The organism is Halomonas sp. MCCC 1A11062, from assembly GCF_021404355.1.
Lineage (GTDB): Bacteria > Pseudomonadota > Gammaproteobacteria > Pseudomonadales > Halomonadaceae > Halomonas > Halomonas aerodenitrificans.
This window is the reverse complement of the sequence record NZ_JABFTW010000001.1, coordinates 312103-338849: the sequence shown is the minus strand read 5'-3', so window position 1 is coordinate 338849 and position 26747 is coordinate 312103. Positions and strand designations below refer to the sequence as shown.

At 60.5% G+C, this 26747-nt stretch carries 20 protein-coding genes and 1 tRNA gene; 11 read left to right on the top strand and 10 right to left on the bottom strand.

Annotated features, from left to right (window positions below; all coding sequences use genetic code 11):
* Nucleotides 1–122: 122 nt before the first annotated feature.
* From HOP58_RS01565 to HOP58_RS01555, 3 genes are read left to right on the top strand one after another with little or no spacing between them, the layout of a single operon-like run.
* A complete protein-coding gene (locus HOP58_RS01565; RefSeq protein WP_234259337.1) occupies nt 123–1301 on the top strand; it encodes a DNA cytosine methyltransferase in 1179 nt (392 codons plus the stop codon).
* Nucleotides 1298–4264 carry an ATP-binding protein gene (locus HOP58_RS01560; protein WP_234259336.1) on the top strand — a complete coding sequence of 989 codons (2967 nt, stop codon included), beginning with the start codon at nt 1298–1300 and terminating at the stop codon, nt 4262–4264. Before HOP58_RS01565 ends, HOP58_RS01560 begins: the two co-directional genes overlap by 4 nt.
* 2 nt (nt 4265–4266) lie before the next feature.
* Nucleotides 4267–6135: a response regulator receiver domain gene (locus HOP58_RS01555; protein WP_234259335.1), complete on the top strand. Its 1869-nt coding sequence runs from the start codon at nt 4267–4269 to the stop codon at nt 6133–6135.
* Nucleotides 6136–6227: 92 nt separating this feature from the next.
* On the opposite strand, the gene HOP58_RS01550 is transcribed toward HOP58_RS01555, so the two are convergent.
* Nucleotides 6228–6635: a very short patch repair endonuclease gene (locus tag HOP58_RS01550; protein ID WP_234259334.1), complete on the bottom strand. Its 408-nt coding sequence runs from the start codon at nt 6633–6635 to the stop codon at nt 6228–6230.
* Between the two features lie 461 nt (nt 6636–7096).
* Between HOP58_RS01550 and HOP58_RS01545 the strand changes: the two genes are divergently transcribed.
* Entirely contained in the window at nt 7097–8008 is a 912-nt protein-coding gene (locus HOP58_RS01545) for an HNH endonuclease (protein WP_234259333.1), read from the top strand.
* Between the two features lie 355 nt (nt 8009–8363).
* Here HOP58_RS01545 and HOP58_RS01540 read toward each other — a convergent pair.
* The 4 genes from HOP58_RS01540 to lhgO all read right to left on the bottom strand — a co-directional run bounded on the left by HOP58_RS01540 (nt 8364) and on the right by lhgO (nt 11744).
* Nucleotides 8364–8440: transfer RNA gene (locus tag HOP58_RS01540), tRNA-Arg, on the bottom strand.
* Between the two features lie 102 nt (nt 8441–8542).
* On the bottom strand, nt 8543–9661 hold the full coding sequence (locus tag HOP58_RS01535) for a hypothetical protein (protein ID WP_234259332.1): 1119 nt from the start codon (nt 9659–9661) through the stop codon (nt 8543–8545).
* A complete protein-coding gene (locus HOP58_RS01530; RefSeq protein WP_234259331.1) occupies nt 9658–10491 on the bottom strand; it encodes a hypothetical protein in 834 nt (277 codons plus the stop codon). The genes HOP58_RS01535 and HOP58_RS01530 overlap by 4 nt, the downstream gene beginning before the upstream one ends.
* 53 nt (nt 10492–10544) lie before the next feature.
* Complete coding sequence (gene lhgO / locus HOP58_RS01525; RefSeq protein WP_234259330.1) at nt 10545–11744, bottom strand: L-2-hydroxyglutarate oxidase; 1200 nt, start codon at nt 11742–11744, stop codon at nt 10545–10547.
* Between the two features lie 236 nt (nt 11745–11980).
* Between lhgO and HOP58_RS01520 the strand changes: the two genes are divergently transcribed.
* Nucleotides 11981–12868: a c-type cytochrome gene (locus HOP58_RS01520; RefSeq protein WP_234259329.1), complete on the top strand. Its 888-nt coding sequence runs from the start codon at nt 11981–11983 to the stop codon at nt 12866–12868.
* 131 nt (nt 12869–12999) lie between these two features.
* Here the strand turns inward: HOP58_RS01520 and rep are convergent, their stop codons facing one another.
* The 4 genes from rep to pyrE all read right to left on the bottom strand — a co-directional run bounded on the left by rep (nt 13000) and on the right by pyrE (nt 16883).
* A complete protein-coding gene (rep, locus tag HOP58_RS01515) occupies nt 13000–15063 on the bottom strand; it encodes a DNA helicase Rep (protein WP_234259328.1) in 2064 nt (687 codons plus the stop codon).
* On the bottom strand, nt 15060–15554 hold the full coding sequence (gene trmL / locus HOP58_RS01510; protein WP_234259327.1) for a tRNA (uridine(34)/cytosine(34)/5-carboxymethylaminomethyluridine(34)-2'-O)-methyltransferase TrmL: 495 nt from the start codon (nt 15552–15554) through the stop codon (nt 15060–15062). The genes rep and trmL overlap by 4 nt, the downstream gene beginning before the upstream one ends.
* 63 nt (nt 15555–15617) lie before the next feature.
* The gene (locus HOP58_RS01505) at nt 15618–16184 is read right to left on the bottom strand and encodes a YfaZ family outer membrane protein (protein WP_234259326.1); all 567 of its coding nucleotides are present in this window, start codon (nt 16182–16184) and stop codon (nt 15618–15620) included.
* 42 nt (nt 16185–16226) lie between these two features.
* A complete protein-coding gene (gene pyrE / locus HOP58_RS01500; RefSeq protein WP_234259325.1) occupies nt 16227–16883 on the bottom strand; it encodes an orotate phosphoribosyltransferase in 657 nt (218 codons plus the stop codon).
* 182 nt (nt 16884–17065) lie between these two features.
* Between pyrE and HOP58_RS01495 the strand changes: the two genes are divergently transcribed.
* Nucleotides 17066–17833 carry an exodeoxyribonuclease III gene (locus tag HOP58_RS01495; protein WP_010625890.1) on the top strand — a complete coding sequence of 256 codons (768 nt, stop codon included), beginning with the start codon at nt 17066–17068 and terminating at the stop codon, nt 17831–17833.
* A gap of 72 nt (nt 17834–17905) precedes the next feature.
* Here the strand turns inward: HOP58_RS01495 and rph are convergent, their stop codons facing one another.
* On the bottom strand, nt 17906–18643 hold the full coding sequence (gene rph / locus HOP58_RS01490) for a ribonuclease PH (protein WP_234259324.1): 738 nt from the start codon (nt 18641–18643) through the stop codon (nt 17906–17908).
* 172 nt (nt 18644–18815) lie between these two features.
* Between rph and HOP58_RS01485 the strand changes: the two genes are divergently transcribed.
* From HOP58_RS01485 to HOP58_RS01465, 5 genes are all read left to right on the top strand, one after another.
* Nucleotides 18816–19694 carry a YicC/YloC family endoribonuclease gene (locus HOP58_RS01485; RefSeq protein WP_010625892.1) on the top strand — a complete coding sequence of 293 codons (879 nt, stop codon included), beginning with the start codon at nt 18816–18818 and terminating at the stop codon, nt 19692–19694.
* 44 nt (nt 19695–19738) lie between these two features.
* Nucleotides 19739–21382, top strand: coding sequence for an RNA-binding domain-containing protein (locus HOP58_RS01480; protein WP_234259323.1), 1644 nt, complete (start codon nt 19739–19741; stop codon nt 21380–21382).
* 163 nt (nt 21383–21545) lie between these two features.
* A complete protein-coding gene (locus HOP58_RS01475; protein WP_234259322.1) occupies nt 21546–23258 on the top strand; it encodes a transporter substrate-binding domain-containing protein in 1713 nt (570 codons plus the stop codon).
* Complete coding sequence (locus HOP58_RS01470) at nt 23255–24697, top strand: sigma-54 dependent transcriptional regulator (RefSeq protein ID WP_234259321.1); 1443 nt, start codon at nt 23255–23257, stop codon at nt 24695–24697. Before HOP58_RS01475 ends, HOP58_RS01470 begins: the two co-directional genes overlap by 4 nt.
* A 473-nt stretch (nt 24698–25170) precedes the next feature.
* Entirely contained in the window at nt 25171–26649 is a 1479-nt protein-coding gene (locus tag HOP58_RS01465) for an alanine/glycine:cation symporter family protein (RefSeq protein WP_234259320.1), read from the top strand.
* The last annotated feature ends 98 nt before the right edge of the window (nt 26650–26747 follow it).

The following is a 26747-nucleotide window of genomic DNA, read 5'->3' as shown; positions in this document are numbered from 1 at the left end:
ATTCTTCAGGGGAAAGCGGCAAACCGATGAGGGTGATCGTATTACGCGCGTTGGGCGCAGCCGGAACTCAAGTGACAAAAAGGAGCTTAAAGACCGGCGAAAGGGCCCATAAGGAGTGGGAGTTGGCGAAGAAGACAAACGATAGCACTAAGCCGGAACCCAGCAAGTGGCGAAAGGCTGACGTGCTAGCATGCGATTTGTTCGCCGGTGCCGGTGGATTCTCTTTAGGTGCGCATCTAGCTGGAGTGAAAGTCGCCGCTGCGGTCGAATGGGATAAACACGCCAGCGCAACCTATCGTTCTAATTTTATAGCTTCCAAACTAACTAAAACTCATCTGTTCGAAGATGACATCACAGCGCTCGATCCACGGGAAGTTCGTAAGGTAGCCGGATTCGATCAGTTCGGCTGTGACATCCTACTGGGCGGACCGCCCTGTCAGGGTTTTTCAACACACAGAATCAAGAACGCTGGCGTAAACGACCCGCGCAATGATCTACTGTTGCGATACTTTAAGTACGTTCAGGTTCTAAGGCCCACCATTTTTTTAGTGGAGAATGTGCCGGGTCTTTTGTGGCCGCGACACCGAAAGTACCTCGAAGCTTTTTATAACCTTGCAAAATCTGCTGGGTACGGAGTTCTTGAGCCGCAAATTTTGAATGCAAGGGATTATGGCGTTCCTCAGAATAGGCGTAGGGTATTCATTCTTGGGTACGATCTGAAAAAGTTCTCGTCGGCACCGGTATGGCCGCCAGCCCCAACCCATGCCGCCCCCGGATCGGACGAAAATCTACCGGCATGGGTTCCAGCCGCTGATGCGTTCAAAAAACCGCCGCCCAGTCGAGACCAGAACGATATTCATATGCAGCATGGCCCTGCTCTTGTAGAAGCTTTTAAACGCACCCCCCTGAACGGGGGGTCACGCACTGAGTCTGGACGGCTTTTACCGTGTCATAAGGATCATGACGGCCATAGGGATGTGTATGGAAGGATTGATCCGATGAAGCCAGCACCAACAATGACCACAGCGTGCATCAATCCTTCCAAGGGGCGCTTCGTTCATCCCACCGAGCATCATGGCATTACAGTCCGGCAAGCTGCCCGCATCCAGACTTTTCCAGATAGTTTCGTTTTCCAGGGCGGACTCATGGCTGCGGGACAACAGATCGGGAATGCCGTCCCCGTCGAACTTGCCAGGAGACTGATAGACCACCTTGTGCCCATACTCAAAGAGCAAAAACAGTCAATTGAAAAAGAACGTCCCTCTATAGCAATTTCAACGGGGAAAGAGAAAGCTGCATGATCGAATCCCTGTCTTTCAGAACACAAGCCCGGACCGTCGACCACCTCGGTCGGGAACAAATTGCCGATTGTCCTACTGCGATATCCGAGCTTTGGAAGAATTCCTACGATGCATACGCTCGATCAGTGGGCCTTCACATTTTCGATGGTGAAGAACCGGTCGTGGCCATTTTCGATGACGGCCATGGCATGAGTCGTTCAGAATTTGTAAATCGTTGGCTGGTTATCGGGACTGATTCAAAATACGACACGCAAGCAGCGAACAAATTCGACCGAAACGGCTTGCCGGAACGCTCGAAGCAAGGCCAGAAAGGGATCGGCCGCCTTTCATCCGCTAATCTAGGTCCGCTCCTCCTCATCGTATCCAAGCGAAAGAACCACGATTTCATTGCCGCTCTCATTGACTGGCGCATTTTTGAAAACCCGTACCTCATCCTCTCAGACGTTGAAGTGCCAGTCACGCAGTTCCAAGATAAGAGTCAGCTTTTCAAGCTGCTACCGGAACTTTTTGATAAACTGACCGACAATGTCTTGAGTGATAAAAAAAAGGGCGAGCGAGCACAGCGTATAAGTCTGGCATGGTCAGCCTATGACACCCTCATACAAGAGTCGGATGGCGCCGAAAGCAAGCCGTCAGAAGATATTACTAATACAATTGTCAAGGCAAGGTTCGAAGAACCCCATCTTGCTCAATGGTCCGTCTGGAACGGCAATGCGGACTGCGGTACGGCAATGCTTGTTTCGGATATTAATTACGATCTGCGCGCGCAACTACCCAGCATCGATCCGGATGGTTCGACCAAAAGTATACGCCAAAAATTTTTCGCCACACTGTCCGCATTCACGGACCCTTTTGTAGATGCCCAAGCAAACGAGACGAACGCGTTCGATCCCGAATTTAACTATGAGGTCGTTACTTGGTCGAAAGGTGTTCCCAACCACATTATAGGAAAAGAAGGAATCCGCCTCAATCACCAAATAACTGACGATATGGAGCACGTTCTTAGCGGCAATTTCGATGCCGACGGCGTGTTTAGAGGGCAAATCAAAGCGTTCGGCGAATGGCGTGAGATCGGAGATGACTACGTTATACGGCCGCCGGCCGATTACACACCACCGCGCGGACCTAAAACATTTGTCGGCCCTTTTTCTTTGCACTTGTCCACTTATGAAAGGGACCGCATCAACTCTACCCATAGCGACGACCAACACGCGAGGCTAAACGAGCTAGCGGAGCGTTATTCTGGTTTCATGATCTATCGCAATGGTCTTCGAGTTCTGCCTTATGGACGCGTCGACAGTGATTTCTTCGAGATCGAGCAGCGTCGGAGTGTAAGTGCGGGCCGTGAATTTTGGAATGCTCGGCGTATGTTCGGCCGCGTTGCGCTATCCCGTGAATGCAATCCGAATCTGCGTGATAAAGCCGGTCGTGAAGGATTCATCGACAACCGAGCGACTAAAGCGCTGCGCACCCTTGTCGTGAACGTCCTGAAAACCGCTGCACGCGACTACTTTGGGCAAGACTCGGAAACTCGTAAGACGGAGTTGCCGGAGATTAGGCAACGAAATGATAAAGCGAAGGCGGAGCAGGCAAGAAAAGAGCTCGCAAAGCGAAACCGCAGACAGTTTCGCAAACGGCTTAGCGAAAACCTGCCTCGAATCGTCAATCTCGTCGATGAAATGGCGGCCTACGAATCGGATCTGGAACTACAGAGTGAAGCCGACATTGCTCGTGCCCAGCAGGCATTCGCTCAGTTCGATGAAAGGATTTCAGGTCTTCGTATCGTCGGAGCTCCATCGAACCTGGGAACCAGCGAAGAAGATTACAGGGAGTTTCGACTGTCTTTTTCCGAGGCGCAGCGCCTACTGGCGGAAATGACCGAAGCCAGAAAAGAGGCCGTTGAGCGGATCAAGCCAGCCAAGCCCAAAGAAATTGTGGCACAGCACAGTAGTCAGCTAGCGGGGCAGATCCATGCGCGCACGAGGCGCTGGCGGAAGGAAGTTGACGAACTTCAGAGCTCGGAAAAGCGGCGCATCGACGATCTTTTTTCGAGCCGAAACAAGGCTTTTCACGAACAAGCCGCACCCATTCTTACACAGGTGGAAAACGGCATCTGCGATCTGAACGAAGCTTTAGAAAAGCTAACCGTACTGCGACATGTGGTCGATGAAGAAAACGAAGATATTTTCCAATCATACATTGACACCCTAGAGCTTGTAAGAGCCAATATCGACATAGAACTCATTGCCCGACAAGGAACAGCAGAGAACACCTATTTAAGGGATGAACTGAACAGACTTAACCAGGTAGCCCAGCTCGGCATAACCGTTGAAATTCTCGGCCATGAACTCCAAACCAATGAGCAATTGATTCGCACCGGCCTGAGCCAAGTCAAGTCTTCGGGCTCTCCCCCAGGAACGAAGCAAATAGAGCTCGGCTTCGAAGGGCTAAGCCAACAACTGGAATTTCTCTCACCACTGAAAATCTCCGGCACGAGAGTAAGACGTACAATTTCCGGCACGGAAATTATTGAGTATATTCAGGGCTTTTTCGCCTCTGTCATAAAGACAAGGGGCATCGATATTGACGCATCGGATGCATTCCGGTCATTTTCTGTGGAAGAACTGCCTTCTCGTCTTCTTCCGGTTTTCGTCAATCTCGTCAATAACAGTATTTACTGGCTCGTACACCGGCATACCGATCATCCTAAAATCCGCCTCGATGTCGTTGAAGAGATGATCGTTGTCTCGGATAACGGACCTGGCATCGACCCAATGGATAGAGAACAGCTATTCAAAATGTTCTTCACCCGTAAGATGAGCGGCGGCCGTGGTATAGGCCTTTATCTGTGCCGTATGAATCTCACCGTTGGCGGTCACTCCATTCGCTATGCAAGCGAAAAAAGGTATCAAATTCTTCCAGGCGCCAATTTTATTATCGAGCTTAAGGGTGCGAGTTTCTGAAGATGACAGAATTACAAAATCTTATCAAAGAGGCTTTTATCGACCCAATCCGCTCAGTCCTGATCGTCGACGATCAGTACCCGACATGGGAAGAGATACTAAATGAGAGGTTTCCAGAAGAAAGCCGAGACCCTCAATTAAATGAGCGATCCGCAAAGAAAAATTGGCGCGACGAGCCCTCCGGTACACTACACGTAATTAATCAGTTCAGAAAGCAAAAGCCGGCACTAGTCATAGATATTCACGATGCCTCGGATGTTTACATGCCCGACGAAGCTACCCAGAAAAAGGGAACCGATGCGGAAAATGCAAGTGTCGAGCAAACTGCTAATCATCTTCATCAGTCGGATCTCCTTATTCTGGATTACAATCTCGAAGGGGCGGCAAGTGGACTGGAAGGGCGTCTAGCACGAAAAATTCTAAAATCGGTTCTGCAAAATCAACATTTCAACCTAGTAATTATTCACACGCAAGAAAAAGAGCTAAAGGAGGTTTTCTATAACTGCCTTGTCAGCCTGAGCACCCCTTTGCACCGTTCCTTTGAGAACGAAAAAAAACTCATAAGTGCTGTGCGGGAGCACTTGGCAGAATTAGAAGATGAAGAAAAATTTAATAAAAAAGAACGCACCGACTATTTCGATCTCGATGACTACATGAGATTACGGCACCCATCCATCGACTGTAGCAAGGCTATCCGAGAGTATATGAATGGGGATGGTCTGCTATCCAGACTTCATGAATGGGCGGAAAAAATCGGCCTTAAAGGCGCTCAGAAGAAAGGCTTTGCCTACTGGGCTATAGAAGAATTCGAGAAAGAGCGAAAAGATATTTTTTCGGATGAACCCTTTGAGGGGTTGAACTGGACCCTACAGGACGAGCGTCTGTGGCTTCGAACCGGGCGTGGATTCGTAGCGTTTGTGAAGAAGGATCATCAAGACCTTCTCAGCGAACTACAGCTTGCCCTAGAGGCCTGGCAGCCTTCACCGTCCCGCCTTCTGTCGGCAAAAGTGCGGCACGAAATTAGCTGCAACGGCGTCGTAGCGGAAGATCGCACGCTCTCGAAGTCACATGTATTTGCATATTTCTACGACCTGATCCGCAACGGCGGAACCGAAGAAAAGCGAGCTGCGCTGGTTCGGGAGCACCTCAATCGTCAGACCGAAACCCTAACTTATCAAATAGCGCCTGCAATCGTTGAATTCGGCGAACAAATTTTCAGCACAGACGCGAGCACGGGTGATACGTTCGCCACTCACTACGGTATCGACTTGTCCGACAAAACCGCCGAGCGATTCGCTGCCACACACTTCAACAGCTATATATCAACATTGCCATTGGTTCGCGGCGACGATCATCTCGACTGCGGGCACATCTTTCAAATGAATTCCGAGTGGTGGGTATGCGCTACGCCTGCGTGCGATATGGAGCCCGGTCAAAACACTATAGCCTTTGTGGGTACAAGTAGCGAGCTGAGGCCGTTCACGGCGCTGAAGCTCAATGAAGTGAGCGAGGACTCGCTTACTGAGAGGCACATCAACAGCGGACTGTATTGCTTTGCAGAAATAGAACCTGGAAAGATCAAGTGCCTAGGACTTCCTTCGCCGGAAACGAAAGACAGCCCGGATTTTGGCTCGGAAAAGGCAACTTGGCGCACTTTTGTTGCTAAAAACGATGGTCGCTTAACGGATAGAAAATTTAATCTATTCCGCCCTAAACTTAACGGCGAAAAGGTAGAACTCCCTTCCGACACGGCGCATGTGATGGCGAAACTGAGATATGAATATGCGTTGAACTACATTCAGAAAGTAGGGGCAAGTGTTACACGTATTGGCTTAGGATATCGCGCAGCTTCGTTTGAAAAAAAGGGCTGAATTTATCCCTATTGGATCAACGAATACTTGCATCTCCTTTTCCCGAAGCCAAGGACGAGGGTGCCGCATCGTCATAGCTCTCTAAGTTACAATTAGCCATCGGTCAGAAATTTTCGCAATCGCTCCAGAAGCCCTTCGAGGTCTTTGATTTCACACTCCCATACTGTATATGTCCGCCAACCAAGCCGCGCCAACTCCTCGCGATTTCTCTTGTCACGCTGACGGTTTTTTTGCAGCTTTTCATTCCAAAAATCCTCACGGGACTTTGGAGCAGCGCCGCGTTTGCAATCGTGCCCATGCCAGAAGCACCCATGCACGAATATGACCTTTTTTCTACCGGGAAAAACGATATCAGGCGAACCCGGAAGATTGCGACGGTGCAATCTGAACCGGTAACCAAGCGCGAATAAAGCCCTGCGAACAATAAGTTCCGGCCCTGTATTTTTTGATTTCACGGCTTGCATTATCTTTCGCCGCTGTTCTGGTGTACGAGTATCCATCGAAGTTTATCGTCGTCTGTGCCCGTCTCGTAAAGATAAGCGACAGCAGTATAGCATCTCATTTGTTATGCCACCGCGCCTTATCCGGCTAAAGATGGAACCCGGCGCTCAGCTTGCCCATCTTGGGACTATGGTCCGTTGCGGCCTGGTAGCCGGGCAGTATAGGCCTCTAGCAGCATAGATGAGGGCAAAACGAGCGGCTACGCCGTGCTAGGATGAGCTTAAGTTGTCCTCTATCCGGATTCCAGCTCGCGCAGGTCCGCTACGATCTGTCCCTCGGTAATTTTAATCGTTTCGTCGAATACTCTCTTCTAGTGCCGATCTCTAACTCCAAATGTAAGAGGAGGTCGTGCCAAGACAAAATGTACTACATAACAAATTCTTGGTTGTCTCTTCCGCGTCTCCATGTGATGATAATGAAATCAAAGGACCACACACCATAACTATATGCGAAAACTGTTATGAAAGCTGTATTCGACACCAAGCCAACTTCAATTTACGATGACCTTCAGACCGAACACTATCAATTCCCTAGGCGCTATCTTAATATCGTGCAACGGTGCGAGAATGATTGGGTCGTGTTACGAAGGCCTCGAGCCGACGGTGGCAATCTTTCCTATTTCGCGGTAGCGAAAGTCGCCAGAATCGAACAAGACCCCATCAACCCCTCGATGTTTTATGCTCGATACGCTGACTATTTGCAGTTCGACGACCCTGTACCCTGGCGGGTTGAGGGGCGATACGCTGAAGAGGAGCTTCGTAACATTCCTCAAACCCAAGTCGGTGTTTATTTGCGGGGGCGCTCGGTAAGGCGCCTTTCCGATGAAGATTTTGCTGCACTCGTGGCGTCCGGCTTGCACCGAGCACTCTCGAACACACAGTCCTCCGGCTTGCTCGAAGGGCCGTTGGAAAATATCACCAAAGCGTTGACTTCCGGACTGCCTGAAGAACGGGACCGGAAGGTGAAATTAGTTCTGACCAGCCGGGTCGTTAGAGAAGCGAATTTCCGTGATCTGGTTTGCAATGCATATGAAGGTCGCTGCGCGATTACCGGTCTTTACTTAGCGGATCATGCTGGTAATCTGGAAGTGCAAGGAGCGCATATTTGGGCGGTCGCAGACGGTGGTCCCGATATGATACAAAATGGTATAGCACTTACGGCAACTGTTCATTGGCTCTTCGATAGACATCTAATATCGCTATCTGACAATTATGAATTACTTATAGCAGACGGAAAAATTCCACTGGCTTTTCGTAAGTTTTTCGGGGATCCAAGTAAACGTATCGCACTTCCCAAGCGTGAGGCAGACCGCCCACACCCCGGATACATTGCCAAACATCGGGCGCTCTTCCTGGCAAAAAATAGGGAATAAGCTGCATAGCTTGTCTGCCGTCCTCGGCATAACCGCCAAACTCTCGGATCGTTATTCGTAGGGCAAGGTGGCGGCAAAAGGCTTTTGTTGACACATTGACGCGATCCAATCTACGAAAGGTTGGCCTAGATGAGATCGTCACAGACGTGTCGGCGAGCAGGATGTTAACCGGATGGCCGCTGCCATTGGGTAGCCCCGTGCCCTCGCTCTACCCTGCCCAATAGGCCGTACCCAGCCAACCTTTTCCGGCTGATAGCCGGTCAGACACCGGGTCGACGCCATCAAGAACCGCTGGCAGTTGAGCTGAGCACCCAACGAAAAAGCCCCACGGCATGACCGTGAGGCTTCGAATTCGTGGCGCGCCCGGCAGGATTTGAACCTGCGACCTTTGGCTTCGGAGGCCAACACTCTATCCAACTGAGCTACGGGCGCTTTGAGTGGTCCGGTTTCGCACTGGGCGACGGACGTATTGCTTGCTGAGAAGCGGCCAACATCGTAACCGCCGCCGCCCGGACTGTCCAGCCCAGGCAGTGCTCAGCGGCTTCCCAGAATCCGGTATTGCGACGGTATCTGCGCAGCCTCTTCGGCGTCGTGGATACCCCGCTGCAAGTTGCGCTCCAGAGATTGCGTCCAGTCGCTCGCGGCGGCCTCGAGGGCCTGGCGCACCTCGGCCCTGGCGCGCGTGAGTTCGAGCTCCAGCTCGGCGTGCATGTCGTCGCGGTAGCGGCTCTCCTCGGCCTTGAGCAGGGCGTATTCGGTGCCGGCAAAGCCGGCTAGTGCCACTGCCGTGGCGGCGGTGCCGGCCAACAGCGCCATCGGGCCGCTGGGCGCGGTGGCGGCCGTGGTCGCCGCGCCGGTGCCCACCGAACGCGCCGCATGCATGCCCAGGCGCGGCGCGATACGGGCCATCAGGGCACGCGAGCCCTGCATGGCCGTGCCGGCCACCAGCCGCTGCGTCAGCACGCGCCCGGCGGCGAAGCCGACGACCCCACCGGCCCCCGCCGTTCCCCAGCGCGCCTCGTCCCAGCGGCCCTGGAGCGTGCCTTCGAGGGCCAGATCGAGATCGATGGTGGGGAGCTCATCCTCGTTTCGCGCCGCGGCCTGGCGAGGGGAGTAGCGTGCCTGCAGCGTGCTGCCGATCTCCCCCACGACTCGCTGCTGCACCTCGACCAGGCGTGCACCGAAGTCGGCTTCCAGCTCTTCCAGCGCCGCGGCAATGTTGCTGCGCTCGAGGAGCCGTTCGTTCAGCTGTGCCTCGAGCCACTCGTCGAGATCGCCGCCCAGCGCCACCGCCAGACGCAGGTAGCTGCCCCGCAGCGAGAAGTGCCAGTCGAGATACTCGGGTATGGCCGCCTCCAGCGGTGCGAAGGCGGTATCGAGACGCGCATCCAGCCACGGCTGCATCTCGTCACGCAGATGAAGATCGAGCTGGCCGCTGAGCACGCTCAGCTCCTGACCCAGGGCGGCGTGGGTCTCACCGTCCAGAATCAGCGCCTCACCGTTGACGACGACCCGAAACAGCGGCGCCTCGCTGCGCTCCTGCAGCTGTCGGTAGCCGTAGCCCAGCGCGAGCATCAACGTCAGCACGAGCAGCAGTGTCAGCCCCCAGTAGGCAGCCGGTACGCGTCGCAGGGGCTCGGCCATCGATGTCATGGTGCATCCTTCCCTTCAGCGTTGCGCAAGTGCCCGAGCGTATCGCGCAGGGCATCGGCGCCGACCGTCAGCCTCACCACGGCCCAGGCAAAAGCACTCTGGGTTAGCAGCAGCAGGAACCAGCCGAACAAGATCAATCCCTGGCCCAGGCCGCGTCGCTCGAGGGCATTCTGCATGGCCCAGAACTGGGTCAGTTCGAGCGCCTGGCCAAAGCGCTCGAAGGCGCCCAGCAGACCGTCGCCGGCCGCCGTCGAGGTGTGGCGTATCACCGCCTCTTCCCAGCCCAGCCCCACCAGATAAGGCTGCGGCAGCCACAGCGCCGTGAGCACCAGCAGCAATGCCAGCAGTGCGCCGGCGGGCCACACCAGCAGCCGTCGCACCAGCGCGGCGAGATACTCGCCAATGACATGACGCTGCAGGTGCCGCTTCAGGAGCTGCTGAATGATCACCAACACCACCAGCGACATCAACAGCACTGGCCAATAGACCGGCGGAAGGAGCCGCAGTTTCACCAGCAGCAGCAGGGCCAGCAGGATGGCGAGGCCCTGGTGCCACAGGGCCATCAGCAGGCCGCCGCGCAGCCAGCGATGCCAGGGCGAGGCGGCTACGAGGTACTGCCCCACCCAGGCCCGGCGACGCAGGCGTGCCGCCTCGAAGCTGCCGAAAAAGATCAGCTGCGCCGCGATCACCCACACCGGCAGCAGCAGAGTGGCGGCCACCCTTGGCCCCAGCAGCGCCCACACGGCCATGAGGCCTGCCACGAGCACGACATGACCATGCCGTGACAGGACCTGCCGACAGCGTTCGGAAAGGCGCTTGGCCATGTTCATGCCTCGTTCGCCTGCGTAGCCAACACCTTACGATGGCCAGCGCACGGGTGCGATCAGCTCGACTGCACCATCGCGCTGACCTTGTCGAGAATGTGCCGACCGATGGGCAGCGCCGAGGTGGCGGCCGGCGATGGGGCATTGCAGACGTTGACAGTACGCTTGGTGTTGACGAACAGGAAGTCGTCGATCAGGCGGCCGTCGCGGGAGACGGCCTGAGCCCGCACTCCGGCGGGCCAGGGTTCGAGGTCGTCCAGCGTCAGGCTGGGGCAGTACTTGCGTACCTCTTCGAGATAACCACGACGCCACAGTGAATTCTTCAGCTCATGTATACCCGGCCGCAGGTTGCGCCCCAGCACCTTGAGAATGCCGGGATTGCTGAACATGCGTGCCATGTCGGCGAGCGAGACGTCGCTCTTGCGGTAGCCTTCGCGCTTGAGCGCCAGCACCGCATTGGGCCCCACGGTCACCGAGCCGTCGATCATGCGGGTCAGGTGCACGCCGAGAAACGGCATGCTGGGATCGGGAATGGGATAGATCAGGTGCTTGACGATATCGCTGTGGCGATCGGACAGCCGATAGTATTCGCCGCGGAAGGGGCAGATGGTGAAGCCCGGATTGCGGCCCAGCAGGCGCACCACCCGATCGGCCATCAGTCCGGAGCAGGTCACCAGATAGCGGCTGCTGAACTCACCCTGAGTGGTGCTGACAAGCACCTCACCGGTGCGTTCGGCGATACCGGTCACCCGATGGTCGTAGCGGACCTGGCCGCCGTGACGCTGGAACTCGTCGGCCATGGCCTCGGCTACCCGGGCATAGCTGACGATGCCGCTGGAGGGCACGAAGATGGCGCCCTGGCCGGTGATGTGAGGTTCGCGCTCCTTCAGTTCACCGGCAGAGAGCCACTCGCGCTCCAGCCCGTTGGCGGCGGTGCGCTCCCACAGCGCCTCCATGCGCTGCATCTCCTGCTCGTTGGTGGCCACCAGCAGCTTGCCGCAGACCTCGTAGGGGATGGCGTGACGGTCGCAGAACTCCTTCGTGGCGCGGTTGCCCTCGAGGCAGAAGCGCGCCTTCAGGCTTCCTGGCGCGTAGTAGACGCCGGCATGGATCACACCGCTGTTGTGGCCGGTCTGGTGCTGCGCGGGGCCGCTCTCCTTTTCCAGCAGCAGCATCTTCTTTTCGGGGTAGCGTTCGATCAGCTGCATCGCGGTGGAAAGGCCGAGAATGCCGCCACCCAGAATGATGAAATCGTACACGTGGGCCTCGCGTCGCCAGTGTGATCGCCAGAAGGATGGCCATTACGATACCCTTGGCCCGTTGGGCTTGCCAGCCAATGGCACGAGCCCTTCATGCCAAAGGCGTGGGCAACGGCGTTTTCCAGCGGTTTGGGTTGTCGGTATACTAGTGCGCATTGCATTCAGGCGCCCGGCCGTTGCGTACAGACATCGCCATGGGCAGATAACGATTACAGGACCGTCGAGAGGTGGTGAGAGTGAAATCCAGCAAACTGATCTTGGGCTGTCTGGCCACCGTGGGCCTCACTGCAGGCGCTGCGACCGTGCACGCCGAAGTGGACCGCGATGCCATTGCCGAGCGCATCAAGCCCATCGGCCAGCTCTGCCTGGTAGGTGACGACTGCGGTACGGCCGCGGCACCCGCCAACGGCAACGGCGATGCCGCGGCCAACGGTATCGATGGCGGGGCCATCTACCAGCGCGTGTGCATGGCCTGCCACGATACCGGCGCTGCCGGCGCTCCCCGCCGCGGCGAAGAGGGTGAGTGGAGCGAGCGTATCGACCAGGGCTGGGACACCCTGCTGGAGCACGCCATCGTCGGCATCGGCGCCATGCCGGCCCGCGGCGGCAACCCCAACCTCTCCGACGAGGAGGTCGCGGCTTCCACCGCCTATCTGCTCGAGCCGGTGATGGACGTTCCCGAGATCGGCGGCGAAGAGGCCGCTGATGAAGCGCCTGCCGAAGATGCCGCCGCCGACGAAGAAGCCGTGACCGAAGAGGGTCCGGTGGAAGAGGAAGCCGAAGCGGCCGCCGTGGCAGCCGACGAAGCGGTGGAAGAAGAAGCCGTGGAAGAAGCCGCGACCGAAGAAGCGGCCGCTGGCGATGACGAGCCGGCGTGGGCCGGTATCGACGGTGAAGCCATCTACAACCAGGCGTGCATGGCCTGCCACATGACCGGCGCTGCCGGCGCACCGATCCGTGGCAATGATGACCACTGGGCCGAGCGCCTGGAGCAGGACATGGACACCATCTACGAGCATGCCATCAGCGGCATCGGTGCCATGCCGCCCAAGGGTGGTCATGCCAACCTCTCCGACGACGAAGTGCGTGCGGCTACCGACTTCCTGGTAGAGCCGACTCGCTGATTGAAAGAGTCGCAGAAAACGAACGGGGCGCCATCGGCGCCCCGTTTGCATTGGCGTGTGTGAGAGCAAGAGCCTTCAGCTTGTGAAGAGCCCTCAGCTCAGTGGAAAGCCCTCAGCTCAGAGGAAAGCCCTCAGCCCAACAATGAGCGCAACCCGGCGATGGCATCCTGCCCCCGCGCCTGTTTCTTGTCCGGGTCCTCGCGGTCCGGCCGCCCCTCCCACTCCAGGTCCTCCGCCGGCAGCTCGTCGAGAAAGCGGCTCGGCGCACAGTCCATCATCTCGCCGAAGGCCCTGCGCTGGCGCGCCAGGGTCAGGGTCAGGGTCTGGCGCGCCCGGGTGATGCCCACGTAGGCCAGGCGACGCTCCTCCTCCACCGTGCCGGCCTCGATGGCATTACGATGGGGCAACAGCTCCTCCTCCAGCCCCATCAGGTAGACGTGAGGAAACTCGAGCCCCTTGGAGGCGTGCATGGTCAACAGCTGCACCCGGTCGGTGTCGTCCTCCTCGGCCTGCTGCTCGAGGATGTCGCGCAGCACCAGGCGTGAGATGGCCGCTTCCACGTCGTCGGTCTCGGCGTCGTCTTCCGCCCCGGCCTGCTCCGCACGCTCTTCGGGGTCGCTCTTCATCGACTTCTCCAACTGGTCGATCAGCGTCCAGACGTTGGCCATGCGCTTTTCGGCGATGGTCGGCGCGCTGGCGTTCTGGTAGAGCCACGCCTCGTAGTCCATCTCGTGCAGCATGCCGCGAATGGCGGCCAGGGCGTCGCCCTCGTCCATGCGCCGGCGCACACCGTCGATGAAGTGGGTAAAACGCCCGAGCCGTTCCACCGCCCGCGCCGGCAGCTGCTGCTCCAGGCCCAGCTCGTGGCAGGCGTCGAACAGCGAGGCGCCGCGCTCGGTGGCATAGTTGGCCAGCTTCTCCAGGGTGCCGGGGCCGATCTCGCGGCGCGGCACGTTGACGATGCGCAGGAAGGCGTTGTCATCGGCCGGGTTGATCAGCAGGCGCAGGTAGGCCATGGCGTCCTTGATCTCGTTGCGCGAGAAGAACGAGGTACCGCCGGAGAGCTTGTAGGGAATCTGGTAGTGCTGAAGCTTCAGTTCGAGCAGCCGGGCCTGGAAGTTGCCGCGATAGAGCACGGCGAAGTCGCGCCACTCGGCGCGCTCCTTGATGCGCCGGGTGAGGATCTCGCTGGCCACCCGCTCGGCCTCGGCCTCCTCGTGACGGTTGACCACCACGCGGATCGGCGCACCCTGGCCCATCTCCGACCACAGCGTCTTCTCGTAGACGTGGGGGTTGTTGGCGATCAGCGTGTTGGCCGCGCGCAGGATGGTGCCGGTGGAGCGATAGTTCTGCTCCAGCTTGATCACGTTGAGCCGCGGAAAGTCCTCGCCCAGGGTCACCAGGTTCTCGGGCCGCGCGCCGCGCCAGGCGTAGATCGACTGATCGTCATCGCCCACCACGGTGAAGGTCTTGCGCTCTTCCATCAGCAGCTTGACCAGCAGGTACTGCGAGACGTTGGTGTCCTGGTACTCGTCCACCAGCATGTAGTGGATCTTGCGCCGCCAGCGCGCCAGCACCTCGGGATTATCCTTGAGCAGCACCACCGGCAGCAGGATCAGGTCGTCGAAGTCCACCGCGTTGTAGGCCTTGAGGTGGCGCACATAGGCCTCGTAGACCCGGGCGGCGTACTGTGCGTCCTCATCTACGGCATGGGACAGCGCCTGGCCCGGCAGCACCAGGTCGTTCTTCCACTCCGAGATCTGGTGCTGCACGGCGTTGATCTGCTCGGCATCGACCTGGGCGTCCTTGTTCATCAGGTCGCGCAGCAGTGCCTTGGCGTCCTCGGGGTCGAACAGCGAGAAGCCCGGTTTGTAGCCCAGCGCCTTGAGTTCGCCGCGGATGATGTTGAGGCCCAGGGTGTGGAAGGTCGAGACGGTCAGCCCATGGCCCTCCTTGCCCTTGAGCATCTGCCCCACCCGCTCCTTCATCTCGCGGGCCGCCTTGTTGGTGAAGGTCACCGCGGCGATGCGCCGGGCGCTCATGCCGCACTCCTGCACCAGGTAGGCGATCTTGGTGGTGATCACGCTGGTCTTGCCGGAACCGGCACCGGCCAGCACCAGACAGGGGCCGTCGATATAGCGCACCGCCTCCTGCTGACGGGGGTTGAGCTTGGCCAGGCGCTGCTGAATGCTCATGGGCGTGCCTCGGTTGGCCTGTCGAATTCCGCCGCACCGGCGAAGCCTAGCTGACGCCAGGCCTCGAACACCAGGATGGCGCAGGCGTTGGAGAGGTTGAGGCTGCGGCTGTCGGGCAGCATGGGGATACGCAGGCGCTGTTCCGGCGGCAGGGCGTCGAGCATGACCTGGGGCAGCCCGCGGGTCTCGGGACCGAACAGCAGCACGTCGCCGGGGCGGTAGCTGGGCTCGTGGTAGCCGGTACGACCGCGGGTCGAGACGGCAAACACCCGCTCGGGTTGCAGCGCTTCGACGCAGGCCGACCAGTCGCGGTGCACCCGTACGGCGGCCCACTCATGGTAGTCGAGCCCGGCGCGGCGCAGGCGCTTGTCGTCGAGCACGAAGCCCAGCGGCTCGATCAGGTGCAGGCGAAAGCCGCTGTTGGCGCACAACCGGATCAGGTTGCCGGTGTTGGGCGGGATCTCGGGTTCGAACAGCACGACGTCAAGCATGGGGTGGCCTGCTGGAACGCATGCGGGCCCCCGCAGGGGCCCGTTGGCTCGGTGAACGAGCGATCAGAAGCTCAGGCGAACGCCGACCTGGGCGCCACGATCCAGGGTGCGGTTGCCGTGACGGTTGTCGAAGTCGGCCGCCGCCTGACGCAGGCCGACGTAGCCATCGACATTGGGCGTGAAGGCGTAGCGCGCACGCACGCCGAACTCATAGCCGTCGTCCAGGTCGCCGCTGGTCACCACACTGGGGGTATAGAAGCCGTAGCCGCCCACGGAGACGGCCGGCGCCTGGGGCAGGTAGACGTAGCCATAGCCGCCCAGGCCGAGACCGCCGCCGTTGCCGTAGTCGGTGTCGTACTGGGTCCAGCGGGCGCCGATGCCCACGTCGCGCTCGCGGGTGCGCTGTGCGCCGAGCAGCTGGGCGTGGTAGATGGTGGCATCTTCGCGATAATCGCTGTGCAGGACGCCGCCGCCCAGCATCACGCCGTGGGCGATCTCGCCGGCCGCCTCGAACTGCACGGCATCGGGGCCGAGGTTGAGATCGAGACTGCCCGCCGCATGGGCGCCGGTGGCAGCGAAGAGAATGCCGGTGGCCAGCACGGCCTTGGCGAAGTGTCCAAGCGTTTTCATCGACGACTCCTCATAAGATGCGCTTGAATCGCGCTTCACAATTCACTCGGCGGCGACACCGTAGCGCGCACGATAGTCGCGTATGGCGGCCGCATGTCCCTGTAATTCCTGGTTCGACTGCTGCTCGAGGTAGCTCAGCACCATGTCCAGGGTGACGATGCTGACCACCGGCATGGCGTAGCACGACTCGACTTCCTGGATCGCACTCTGGCTGCCCTCGCCGCGCTCCTGGCGGTCCAGCGCGATCACCACCCCTGCCGCCTCGGCGCCGGCGGCCTCGATCAGCGCCATCACTTCGCGAATGGCAGTACCTGCGGTGATCACGTCATCGATGATCAGGATACGCCCGGCAAGCTCGGCACCGACGATGTTGCCACCCTCGCCGTGACTCTTCGCCTCCTTGCGGTTGAAGGCAAAGGGCAGATCGCGGTCGTGATGGTCGGCCAGCGCCACCGCCGTGGTGGCTGCCAGCGGAATGCCCTTGTAGGCGGGGCCGAACAGCACGTCGAACGAGAGCCCGCTGGTCTCGATGGCATTGGCGTAGAAGCGGCCCAGCTGCGCCAGGGCGCTGCCGGTGCGAAACAGCCCGGCATTGAAGAAATAGGGGCTGACGCGGCCCGACTTGAGGGTGAACTCGCCGAACTTCAGCACGCCCTGCTCGATCGCGAACTCGATGAACTCCCGCTGATAGGCTTGCATGCTGGCCGACACCTCACTCCCCCTGCTATTCATAAGGTTCAGTTCATGAACCCGGTTCATAAGCCCTGTTCACGCCCCCATGGGATGGAATCTGTGTCCTACCATGGAATATCCATGCGGGCCATTTACCCAAACGTCGAAACGTCGGGTATCATACACGCGCGACGTCAAAGGGACCATGTATGAAAATTGCCACCATCAATGTCAACGGAATCCGCGAGGCGGTCGGACGGGGCTTCCTCGACTGGCTGGCCGAGCAGGACGCCGACGTCATCTGCGTGCAGAACCTCAAGGCCAAGAGTTTCGAACTCGACGACAGCATTCTGTACCCGGAAGGCTATGAAGGCTACTTCCTCGATGCCGAAGAGGACGGCTTCTCCGGCGTGGGGATCTATTGCCGCAAGATACCCAAGGCGATCATGTACGGCCTCGGCTTTCCCCAGTGCGACCACGAGGCGCGCTTCCTGCAGGCCGATTACGACCGTTTCAGCATCGCCAGCTTCCTGATGCCCGACGGCAGCGACTACGCCGCCAAGCAGGCCTTCATGGCCCAGTATCAGGAATACCTGAACAAGATGGCACGCAAGCGTCGCGAGTACATCATCTGCGGCACTTGGCACATCGCCCACAAGACCATCGACCTCGAGAACTGGGCCGACAACCAGACCACGCCGGGCTTCAAGCCCGAAGAGCGGGCCTGGATGGACCAGGTGTTCGGCCCCACCGGCTTCATCGATACCTTCCGCGAGATCAACCGCGACGCCGGTGAGTACACCTACTGGCCCAAGCTCGACCAGGATGTGCCGCGTTCACGTCAGGAAGGCTGGCGGATAGATTATCAGATCGTCGGACCCAACCTGCGTCGCCACGTGGTCGACGCCTGGATCGACTACGACGCCACCTTCAGCGAGTACGCCCCGCTGTTCGTCGAGTACGACCTGACGCTGTAAGCTCGCCCCTTCGTCGCGGCCCGACTCGGGCTGCAGTGCGCCGGCATTGATGCCGGCGCACTGCGTTTTGGTTCAGCGGCGAATGCCCAGGGCCTCGCGCTGGTGCTCGAAGAGCTGGGCGCCGGCGTTTTCGGCCAGCTCCAGCATGGCGTTGAGCTGCTCGCGGGAGAACACCCCCGCCTCGGCGGTACCCTGCACCTCGATCAACCCGCCCGACTCGGCCATCACCACGTTCATGTCGGTGTCGGCGCCGCTGTCCTCGGGGTAGTCGAGATCCACCACCGGCAGACCCTTGAACAAGCCCACCGAGACCGAGCTGACCAGCTGCACGAAGGGGTCACCCTTGATCAGCTTCTTGCGCTGCAAATAGCGAATGGCATCCACCAGCGCCACGCAGCCGCCGGTGATCGAGGCGGTTCGGGTGCCGCCATCGGCCTGGATCACGTCGCAGTCCACGGTGATGGTGAATTCGCCCAGCTTCTTGAGATTGACCGACGCCCGCAGCGAACGGCCGATCAGGCGCTGGATCTCCAACGTGCGCCCGCCCTGCTTGCCGCGAGCCGCCTCCCGGCCGCCACGGGTGTGGGTAGCGCGCGGCAGCATGCCGTACTCGGCGGTGACCCAGCCCTGCCCCTTGCCACGCAGCCAGCGCGGCACGCCGGCCTCGACGCTGGCGTTGCACAGCACCTTGGTGTCGCCGAACTCCACCAGCACCGAACCCTCGGCGTGGCGAGTGAAATCACGGGTCAGGCGAATCTCGCGGGGCTGGTCGGGGCGCCGTCCGCTGGGGCGTTTCAGGTCGGAAGCCATGTTACCTCTCGAATCGATACGAACTGAGTGACGCCGGGCCGGGCGGGACGCCCTGGGCATCGGTGTCGAATGGCTGGCCATTCTACACGGTCGGGGCGGGTAATCGGTTAAACTCCTCGTCTCACATCCCGTCCGTGCTGCTTGAAGTGCCGACACCGAACAAGGAGTTCCCATGGTTGACCAAAGCAAGGTTCACAGCATGACCGCCTTTGCCCGCCAGAGCCGTGAGGACGACTGGGGCAGCCTGCAGCTGGAGCTGCGCTCGGTGAATCAGCGCTACCTGGAACCTTTCTTCCGGCTGCCCGAGGCTCTGCGCGACCTGGAGCCCGCCTTCCGCGAGGCGCTGCGTACGCGCCTGGCCCGCGGCAAGGTGGAGTGTCACCTGCGCTTCGAACCCACCGACATCAGCGAGACCCTGGCGGTCAATCACCCCCGCCTGGTGGCCCTGGCCGCGGCGCTGGGCGAGATTCGCGAAGCGCTGCCCCAGGTCGCCATGCCCGACGCCCTCTCGCTGCTCGAGCACCCCGGCGTGCTCGACTCCCAGGGCATCGACCTGGATCTGGTGAAGGCGGAAGCCACGGCGCTGTTCGAAGCCGCCCTCGACGAACTGATCGAGGCCCGCGCCCGCGAGGGCGACAAGCTCGCCGTGATGATTCGTGAACGCCTGAGCGGCGTGCGCGAACAGGTCGCCGAAGTGCGCCGGCTGATGCCGACCATCCTCGAGCGTCAGCGCGCCCAGCTGCTGGAGCGCCTGGAAACGGTCAAGGCGGAACTCGACCCCCAGCGCCTGGAGGCCGAGCTGGTGCTGCTGGCCCAGAAGGCCGACGTGGACGAGGAGCTGGACCGTCTCGAGGCTCACGTCAGCGAAGTGGAGCGTCAGCTCGGCCAGAAGGGCCCCAAGGGGCGCCGGCTCGACTTCCTGATGCAGGAGCTCAACCGCGAGGCCAACACCCTCTCCTCCAAGTCGGCGGTGGCCAGCACCACCCGCTGCGCGGTGGAGCTCAAGGTGCTGATCGAGCAGATGCGCGAGCAGATCCAGAATATCGAGTGACTCTCTAACAGCAAGCTAGATGCAGGAGAAGAGGGCTTGGCCTGATGCATCCCAACCATCAGCTTCATCACCTGCTCAACGGCGTCGGCGAGAGCGAAATCGTCGAGTTCAAGGAAGCGAAGCACACCTTCAGCTTCGACAAGCTCGGCAGATACGTCTCGGCGTTGAGCAATGAGGCAAACCTCAAGGGACTGAACAGTGCCTGGCTGGTGTTTGGCGTCAATGACCGCCTGCAGGTAGTCGGTACCAGCTTCCGGAAACACGCCAGGGAACTCCAGTCCCTGAAAAAAGAAGTGGCGGACAAGACCACCCACCGCCTGACCTTTATTGATATTCATACCGCCCAGCACCCGGACGGGCGGGTGCTGTTATTCGAGATTCCGGCGGCGCCACAGGGCATGCCGGTGGCCTGGGAGGGCCACTACTACGGCCGCGATGGGGAGTCTCTCGGCCCTCTCTCCATCGAAGAAGTCGAGCGAATTCGTCACCAGTGCCGACAACGTGACTGGAGCTCTGAGATCTGCCATGGCGCCTCCCTCGACGATCTCAGTGAGGAGGCGATCGCTTTGGCACGCCAGGAGTATGTCACTAAGCACCCTAGGCTTGCCGAAGAGGTGAAAATCTGGGACAACGCCACCTTTCTGAACAAGGCCAAGGTCACGATCAAGGGCCAGATCACCCGAACGGCTATCCTGCTGCTAGGCAAGCCGGAAGCCTCTCACTGGCTCAACCCCGCCTCCCCTACCATCACTTGGATCCTCAAGGACCGGGACGGCCTAGAGCGGGATTATGAGCATTTCTCCTGTCCGTTGCTCCTCAGCGCCGAGCAGATGTTCCGCAAGATCCGCAACCTCAAGTATCGCTACATGGCGGATGCCAGCCTCTTTCCCGAAGAGGTAGAGCAGTACGACCCTTTCATCATCCGAGAGGCGCTGAACAACGCTATCGCTCATCAGGATTACGAACTGGGTGGCAAGGTCTCGGTGGTGGAATTCGAGGATGGTCGGCTCTGCTTCAGCAACCCTGGCCGCTTCATTCCCGGTTCGGTGGAGAATGTTATCCACTCGAACGCTCCGGAAACACGTTACCGAAACCGCTTCCTGACCGATGCTATGGTCAACTTCAACATGATCGACACCATCGGCAGTGGCATCCGTAAGATGTTCATTATCCAGAAGAAGCGCTTCTTTCCACTACCGGAATACCAGCTCGACCAGGAACGGGTCCAAGTAACGATCACCGGACGGGTAGTCGATCTGAACTATGCCAGGAAGCTAGCGGAACTGCCTAACCTGACTCTGGAAGACATCATCCTGCTCGACCGGGTACAGAAACGTAAGTCGCTGACAGACGACCAGGCCAGGCATCTCAAGCGACAGGGACTTATCGAAGGCAGGAAGCCCAATTTTCACATATCGGCGCATGTGGCCCGGCACAGCGATGAAAAGGCCAGGTATATCCGCAACCGAGGCTTCGACGACCAGCACTACAAACAGCTCATCTGCGACTTCATTGAGGAGTTCGGCGAAGCCCGGCGAAAGGATATCGATGGATTACTGTTAGACAAACTGCCGGATATCCTGGACGAACACCAGAAGAGCAACAAGATTAAAAACCTCCTTCAGTCACTTAAAAATCAAGGGGTTATATCCCCATCCGGCAAGAGATGGCGAATGTCTAGGCGCTGAAGCTTAGACATTTCTAGACATTTGCATGGCGCTATTCGACAAAGGGCGATTGGGCAGATCGGCTCCGCCGCCTTTCGAGAGCCCAGAGTTCACTTAGAGTGCTAATCGCGCTTACTGGGGCAAGGTCAGAACCTGAAGGATCTGGATGCGGACTGGACAACAAGTGATACGACTGCTGACACTGGCCGTCTGCCTCGTAGTGCCCCTGCCGGGCTGGGGGCAGACGGCGGTCGAGGGGCCCGAGGGGGGCAGAGACGTCATCGTCGTCGGTGGCGATCACTATCACCCGCCCTACGAGTTTCTCGACGACGACGGCGAGCCGGCCGGCTACAACGTGGAGCTGACCCAGGCCATCGCCGAGGTGATGGGCATCCAGGTGCGCATCGAGCTCAAGCCATGGAGCGAGGTGCGCCGGGGGCTGGAGCAGGGGGAGATCGACATTCTCCAGGGCATGTCGTTCTCCGAGGCGCGCACCGAGCAATTCGACTTCGCCCCGCCCCACGCCATCGTCCATCAGTCGATCTTCGCCCGCCGCGGCGACCCGGTGGTGGAGGTCGAGGAGCTGCGCGGCAAAGAGGTGCTGGTCCAGCGCGGCGACATCATGCACGACTACCTGATCGAACATGACATCGGCGCCGTGGTGATCCCCGTGGATACCCACGCCGATGCGCTGCGGGCGCTGGCCGCCGGCCAGCACGACTACGCCCTGGTGGCCAACCTGCCGGCGCTCTACCTCAGCCGCGAGCTTGGCCTGACCAACCTGGTGCCGGTGGCGCGACCCTTTTCGCTGCGCTACGGCTACGCGGTGCGCCAGGGCGATGCCAACCTGCTGGCCAAGTTCAGCGAGGGGCTGGCGATTCTCAAGAACACCGGCCGCCACCAGGCCATTTACGACCGCTGGCTGGGGCCACTGGAGGGTGGCGAGGGCTTCCCCTGGCACCGGGTCGGCCAGGTCGGCGCGGCGCTCTCGGCGCTGCTGCTGCTGATCCTGGGCGTCATCGTGATCTGGAACCGCATGCTCAAGCGCGAGGTGGCGGCGCGCACCGAGGAGCTGCGGCTGCACCAGCAGCAGCTGATCCAGGCCGACAAGATGGCGTCGCTCGGCGTGCTGGTCTCGGGGGTGGCCCACGAGATCAACAACCCCAGCAGTCTGCTGCTGCTGAACCTGCCGGTGCTGCGCGACGCCTGGGCCGACGCCGAACCGATCCTCGAATCGCACTACCGCCGCCACGGCGACTTCCCGTTCGGCGGACTGCCCTATTCGCGCATGCGCGAGGAGATCCCCGGCATGATCGACGACATGCAGGAGGGTACCCGCCGCATCAAGCGTATCGTCGGCGATCTCAAGGATTTCGCCCGCCAGGGCGGCGACGCCCGGGGCGAGGTCTTCGATCTCAACGAGGTGGTGGCCACCGCCGTGCGCCTGGTGGACAATTCGATCCGCAAGGCGACCGGACGCTTCGAGGCCCGCTATGGCGACGACCTGCCACCGCTGGTCGGCAACGCCCAGCGCATCGAGCAGGTGGTGATCAACCTGGTGCTGAACGCCTGTCAGGCGCTGGAGAACCCTGCCCAGGGCATCCGCCTGACGACGCGCCACGAGCGCAGCGAGGGCCGGGTGCTGGTGGAGGTGCGCGACGAGGGATGCGGTATCGCTCCCGAGGACATGAACCGGTTGACGGACCCCTTCTTCACCACCCGCCGCGAGTGCGGCGGCACCGGGCTGGGCCTCTCCGTCTCCGCCAGTATCGTCAGCGAGCACCAGGGCAGCCTGACCTTCGATTCCCTGCCCGGCCGCGGTACCCGGGCAGAGCTGTCGCTGCCGACCTCGACCGGCACGCCCCCGAACCGTGAGCAGGAGACAGACGCATCATGAGCACGCCCCTGACCACAAACCTGACCACGCCCCTCTACCCCGCATTCGGCGTGCTGCTGGTCGACGACGAGCCCTCCTTCCTGCGCAGCCTGGGCATCGCCCTGGAGCGCAGCGGCGGCATCAACCACATTCACCGCTGCCAGGACAGCCGCGAGGTAATGGACATCCTGGCCCGGGAGAACATCGGCCTGGTGACCCTGGACCTGACCATGCCCCACCTGTCGGGCGAGGAGCTGCTGGCACGCATCGTCGAGGAGTATCCCGACATGGGCGTGATCGTCATCAGCGGCCTCAATCAGGTGGAAACCGCGGTCAACTGCATCAAGCTCGGGGCCTTCGACTACTTCGTCAAGACCGACGAGGAGAGCCGGCTCATCGAAGGCATTCGCCGCGCCATTCGCCTGCAGGAGCTGAGCCAGGAGAACCAGGCGCTGCGCCAGCGCGTGCTCTGCGACACCCTGGAACAGCCCGAGGCCTTCGCCCATATCGTCACCACCGACAAGGCGATGCGCGCGGTCTTCCAGTATCTGGAGTCGGTGGCGCTGACCCGTCAGCCCATCCTGATCACCGGCGAGAGCGGCGTGGGCAAGGAGCTGATCGCCCGGGCCGCCCATACCCTGAGCGGCTGCAGCGGGCCGCTGGTGTGCGTCAACGTGGCCGGTCTCGACGACAACGTCTTCGCCGATACGCTGTTCGGCCACCAGCGCGGGGCCTTCACCGGCGCCGATCAGCCGCGGGCCGGCATGATCGAGCAGGCCGCGGGCGGCACCCTGTTCCTCGATGAGATCGGCGACCTCAGCCCAGCCTCCCAGGTGAAGCTGCTGCGCCTGCTTCAGGAGGGCGAGTACTACCCGCTGGGCAGCGACCGGCCCAAGCGCCTGCAGGCCCGGGTGCTGGTAGCGACTCACCACGACCTGGCCGAGAAGCAGCGCACGGGCACCTTCCGCAAGGATCTCTACTACCGCCTGCGCACGCATCAGGTGCACATTCCGCCGCTGCGCCAGCGCAAACAGGATATCCCCCTGCTGCTGGACCACTTCCTGACTGAAGCGGCCGAGGAGCTCGGCAAGCGCAAGCCGAGCCATCCCCCCGAGCTGGAAATCCTGCTCGGCGAGTACGCTTTTCCCGGCAACGTGCGCGAGCTGCGCGCCATGGTCTACGACGCCATGAGTCTGCACCGCAGCCACACGCTCTCCATGGAGTCGTTCAAGCGGGCCATCGGCCAACCGGGAGCGGTGATTCCCGCTCAGCAGCCCAGCACGGGGCCCGTGTTCGCTGCCGACGAGCCGCTGCCCACCCTGGAAGCGGTCGCCGAGGCGCTGGTGGAGGAAGCGCTGCGCCGCGCCGAAGGCAATCAGTCGATCGCCTCGCGCTGGCTGGGCATCTCGCAGCCCGCCCTGAGCAAGCGGCTGAAGAAGCGCCGCACGGAAGGGTCATAACTAGAGTTATAACGATAACCTGAGTTATAGCTCTTTTTAATTCTTTTAATTCAATAGGTTAGCTTTCCCACCTCGCCCCTCTAGAACCAAGGTTATACCGCCGGCGCTGGCGCAAAGCCTCGCCCTCTCAAGTTTTTACTCCTTGAATCAACAGCTTGCAGGAAAGCGGCGCAATGGCATGGAACTTGCGATGACAACCGGCCCGCGAAAGGAAGCGCTGAACAAATCGACGAGCGAGATGAAGCACAAGGCGCACGGAGCACAGGAACCGGAGCCTATGGGGTATAGGTGAGGATTCCGAGCACCGCGCAACGCAGTGATTCGCTCGTGCAGGCATTTGTGCAGTGTTTCCTTAGGACGGGCCCAGTCGAAAAAACAGCTAGAGGTTCCAGTTCCATGCCAAGAATAACGATACCCACCGTCACTCCCCGGTCCGTGCTGCCCCAGGTCGCGCCCGAGCGGAGGAACGCCTGATGCTCGATCTGATCAACGAATTGCTGTGGGGCAAGGTGCTCATCGCCCTACTGATCGCCGTCGGCGTCGGCTTCACCCTGGGCTCGCGCTTCGTCCAGTTTCGCTATTTCACCCGCATGTTCCGCATCCTCGGCGCCAGCCAGGCGTTCAAGCGTGACAAGCACGGCCACCTGAGCTCCTTCCAGGCGCTGCTGCTCTCCATTGCCGGCCGCGTCGGCGGCGGCAACATCGCCGGCGTGGCGGTGGCCATCACCCTCGGCGGCCCGGGGGCGATCTTCTGGATGTGGCTGGTCGGCCTGATGGGCATGGCCACCAGTTTCCTCGAGTGCACCCTGGCCCAGGCCTACAAGACGGCCCAGCCGGACGGCACCTACCGCGGCGGACCGGCCTACTACATCGCCCGCGGCCTCGGCAGCCGCTGGAAATGGCTGGCCGCGCTCTACTCGGTGCTGCTGCTGGTCACCTTCGGTTTCGGCTTCACCGCGTTGCAGTCCTACGCCGTGGCCACCTCCTTCGACGACGCCTTCGGCATTCCGGTGCTCTATACCGGCCTGGGCATGGCCGCGGTGGTCGGCCTGATCATCTTCGGCGGCATCAAGCGCATCGCCCGGGTGACCGAGGTGCTGGTACCGGTCATGGCGGTGGGCTATCTGCTGATCGCCTTCGTGGTACTGGGCATGAACCTGCCGCGCATCCCCGAGGTCTTCCTGCTGATCGTCAACAGCGCCTTCGGCCTGGAGCCGGCGGTAGGTGGCGGTATCGGCGCCGCGATAATGATGGGGGTAAAGCGCGGTCTGTTCTCCAACGAAGCGGGCCTGGGCAGCGCCCCCAACGTCGCCGCGGTGGCCTATGTGCCGCACCCGGCCAATCAGGGGGTCGTGCAGGCCTTCTCGGTGTTCATCGATACCCTGATCATCTGCTCGGCCACCGCCTTCATCATCCTACTCAGCGGCGCCTACGACCCGGCCAGCGGCGCCGATATCGGCGGCGTGGCGCTGACCCAGGTCTCGCTGGCCGACCACGTGGGCGAATGGGGCCGCAGCTTCGTCAGCGTGGCGCTGCTGCTGTTCGGCTTCAGCACCATTCTCTACAACTACTACCTGGGCGAGAACAGCCTCAACTACTTCAGCGATGGCAACGTCACGCTGTTCAACCTGTTCCGCATCGCGATCGTCGCACTTTGCGCCTGGGGTGCGCTGACCGACCTGGGCACGGTGTTCGCCTTCGCCGACGTGACCATGGGCTTCCTGGCGCTGGCCAACCTCATCGCCCTGCTCATGCTGTTCAAGCCGGGGCTTCGCCTGATGCGCGACTTCGACGAGCAGATCCGCGCCGGCATTCGCCACCCCGTGTTCGACGCCCAGAAGTTCGCCGATCTCGACATCGATCCCGCCGCCTGGGAAATCGAGCCCGAGGACATCGAGCGCCTCAAGCGTTACGGCGCAGCGGCACCGACTGCCAGCCAGCCGGCGAAGTAGCGGTGCGACATCCCAAGTCACAGCCTGCGGCCGGCCCCGATGCTTCGGGGCCGGCCGTTGGGGCTCAGAGCGTGCGAACCCTGCCGGAAAGGGAAGAC

Bases quoted from the DNA above. Each gene is read 5' to 3' on its own strand.
- HOP58_RS01545 (WP_234259333.1), top strand. From the start codon at position 7,097: ATGAAAGCTGTATTCGACACCAAGCCAACTTCAATTTACGATGACCTT.
- HOP58_RS01470 (WP_234259321.1), top strand. From the start codon at position 23,255: ATGAGCACGCCCCTGACCACAAACCTGACCACGCCCCTCTACCCCGCA.
- rph (WP_234259324.1), bottom strand. From the start codon at position 18,643: ATGGCTTCCGACCTGAAACGCCCCAGCGGACGGCGCCCCGACCAGCCC.
- trmL (WP_234259327.1), bottom strand. From the start codon at position 15,554: ATGCTTGACGTCGTGCTGTTCGAACCCGAGATCCCGCCCAACACCGGC.
- HOP58_RS01485 (WP_010625892.1), top strand. From the start codon at position 18,816: ATGGTTGACCAAAGCAAGGTTCACAGCATGACCGCCTTTGCCCGCCAG.
- HOP58_RS01555 (WP_234259335.1), top strand. From the start codon at position 4,267: ATGACAGAATTACAAAATCTTATCAAAGAGGCTTTTATCGACCCAATC.
- pyrE (WP_234259325.1), bottom strand. From the start codon at position 16,883: ATGCAAGCCTATCAGCGGGAGTTCATCGAGTTCGCGATCGAGCAGGGC.
- HOP58_RS01495 (WP_010625890.1), top strand. From the start codon at position 17,066: ATGAAAATTGCCACCATCAATGTCAACGGAATCCGCGAGGCGGTCGGA.
- HOP58_RS01530 (WP_234259331.1), bottom strand. From the start codon at position 10,491: ATGAACATGGCCAAGCGCCTTTCCGAACGCTGTCGGCAGGTCCTGTCA.
- HOP58_RS01465 (WP_234259320.1), top strand. From the start codon at position 25,171: ATGCTCGATCTGATCAACGAATTGCTGTGGGGCAAGGTGCTCATCGCC.
- HOP58_RS01535 (WP_234259332.1), bottom strand. From the start codon at position 9,661: ATGACATCGATGGCCGAGCCCCTGCGACGCGTACCGGCTGCCTACTGG.
- HOP58_RS01550 (WP_234259334.1), bottom strand. From the start codon at position 6,635: ATGGATACTCGTACACCAGAACAGCGGCGAAAGATAATGCAAGCCGTG.
- HOP58_RS01505 (WP_234259326.1), bottom strand. From the start codon at position 16,184: ATGAAAACGCTTGGACACTTCGCCAAGGCCGTGCTGGCCACCGGCATT.
- HOP58_RS01560 (WP_234259336.1), top strand. From the start codon at position 1,298: ATGATCGAATCCCTGTCTTTCAGAACACAAGCCCGGACCGTCGACCAC.
- rep (WP_234259328.1), bottom strand. From the start codon at position 15,063: ATGAGCATTCAGCAGCGCCTGGCCAAGCTCAACCCCCGTCAGCAGGAG.
- HOP58_RS01480 (WP_234259323.1), top strand. From the start codon at position 19,739: ATGCATCCCAACCATCAGCTTCATCACCTGCTCAACGGCGTCGGCGAG.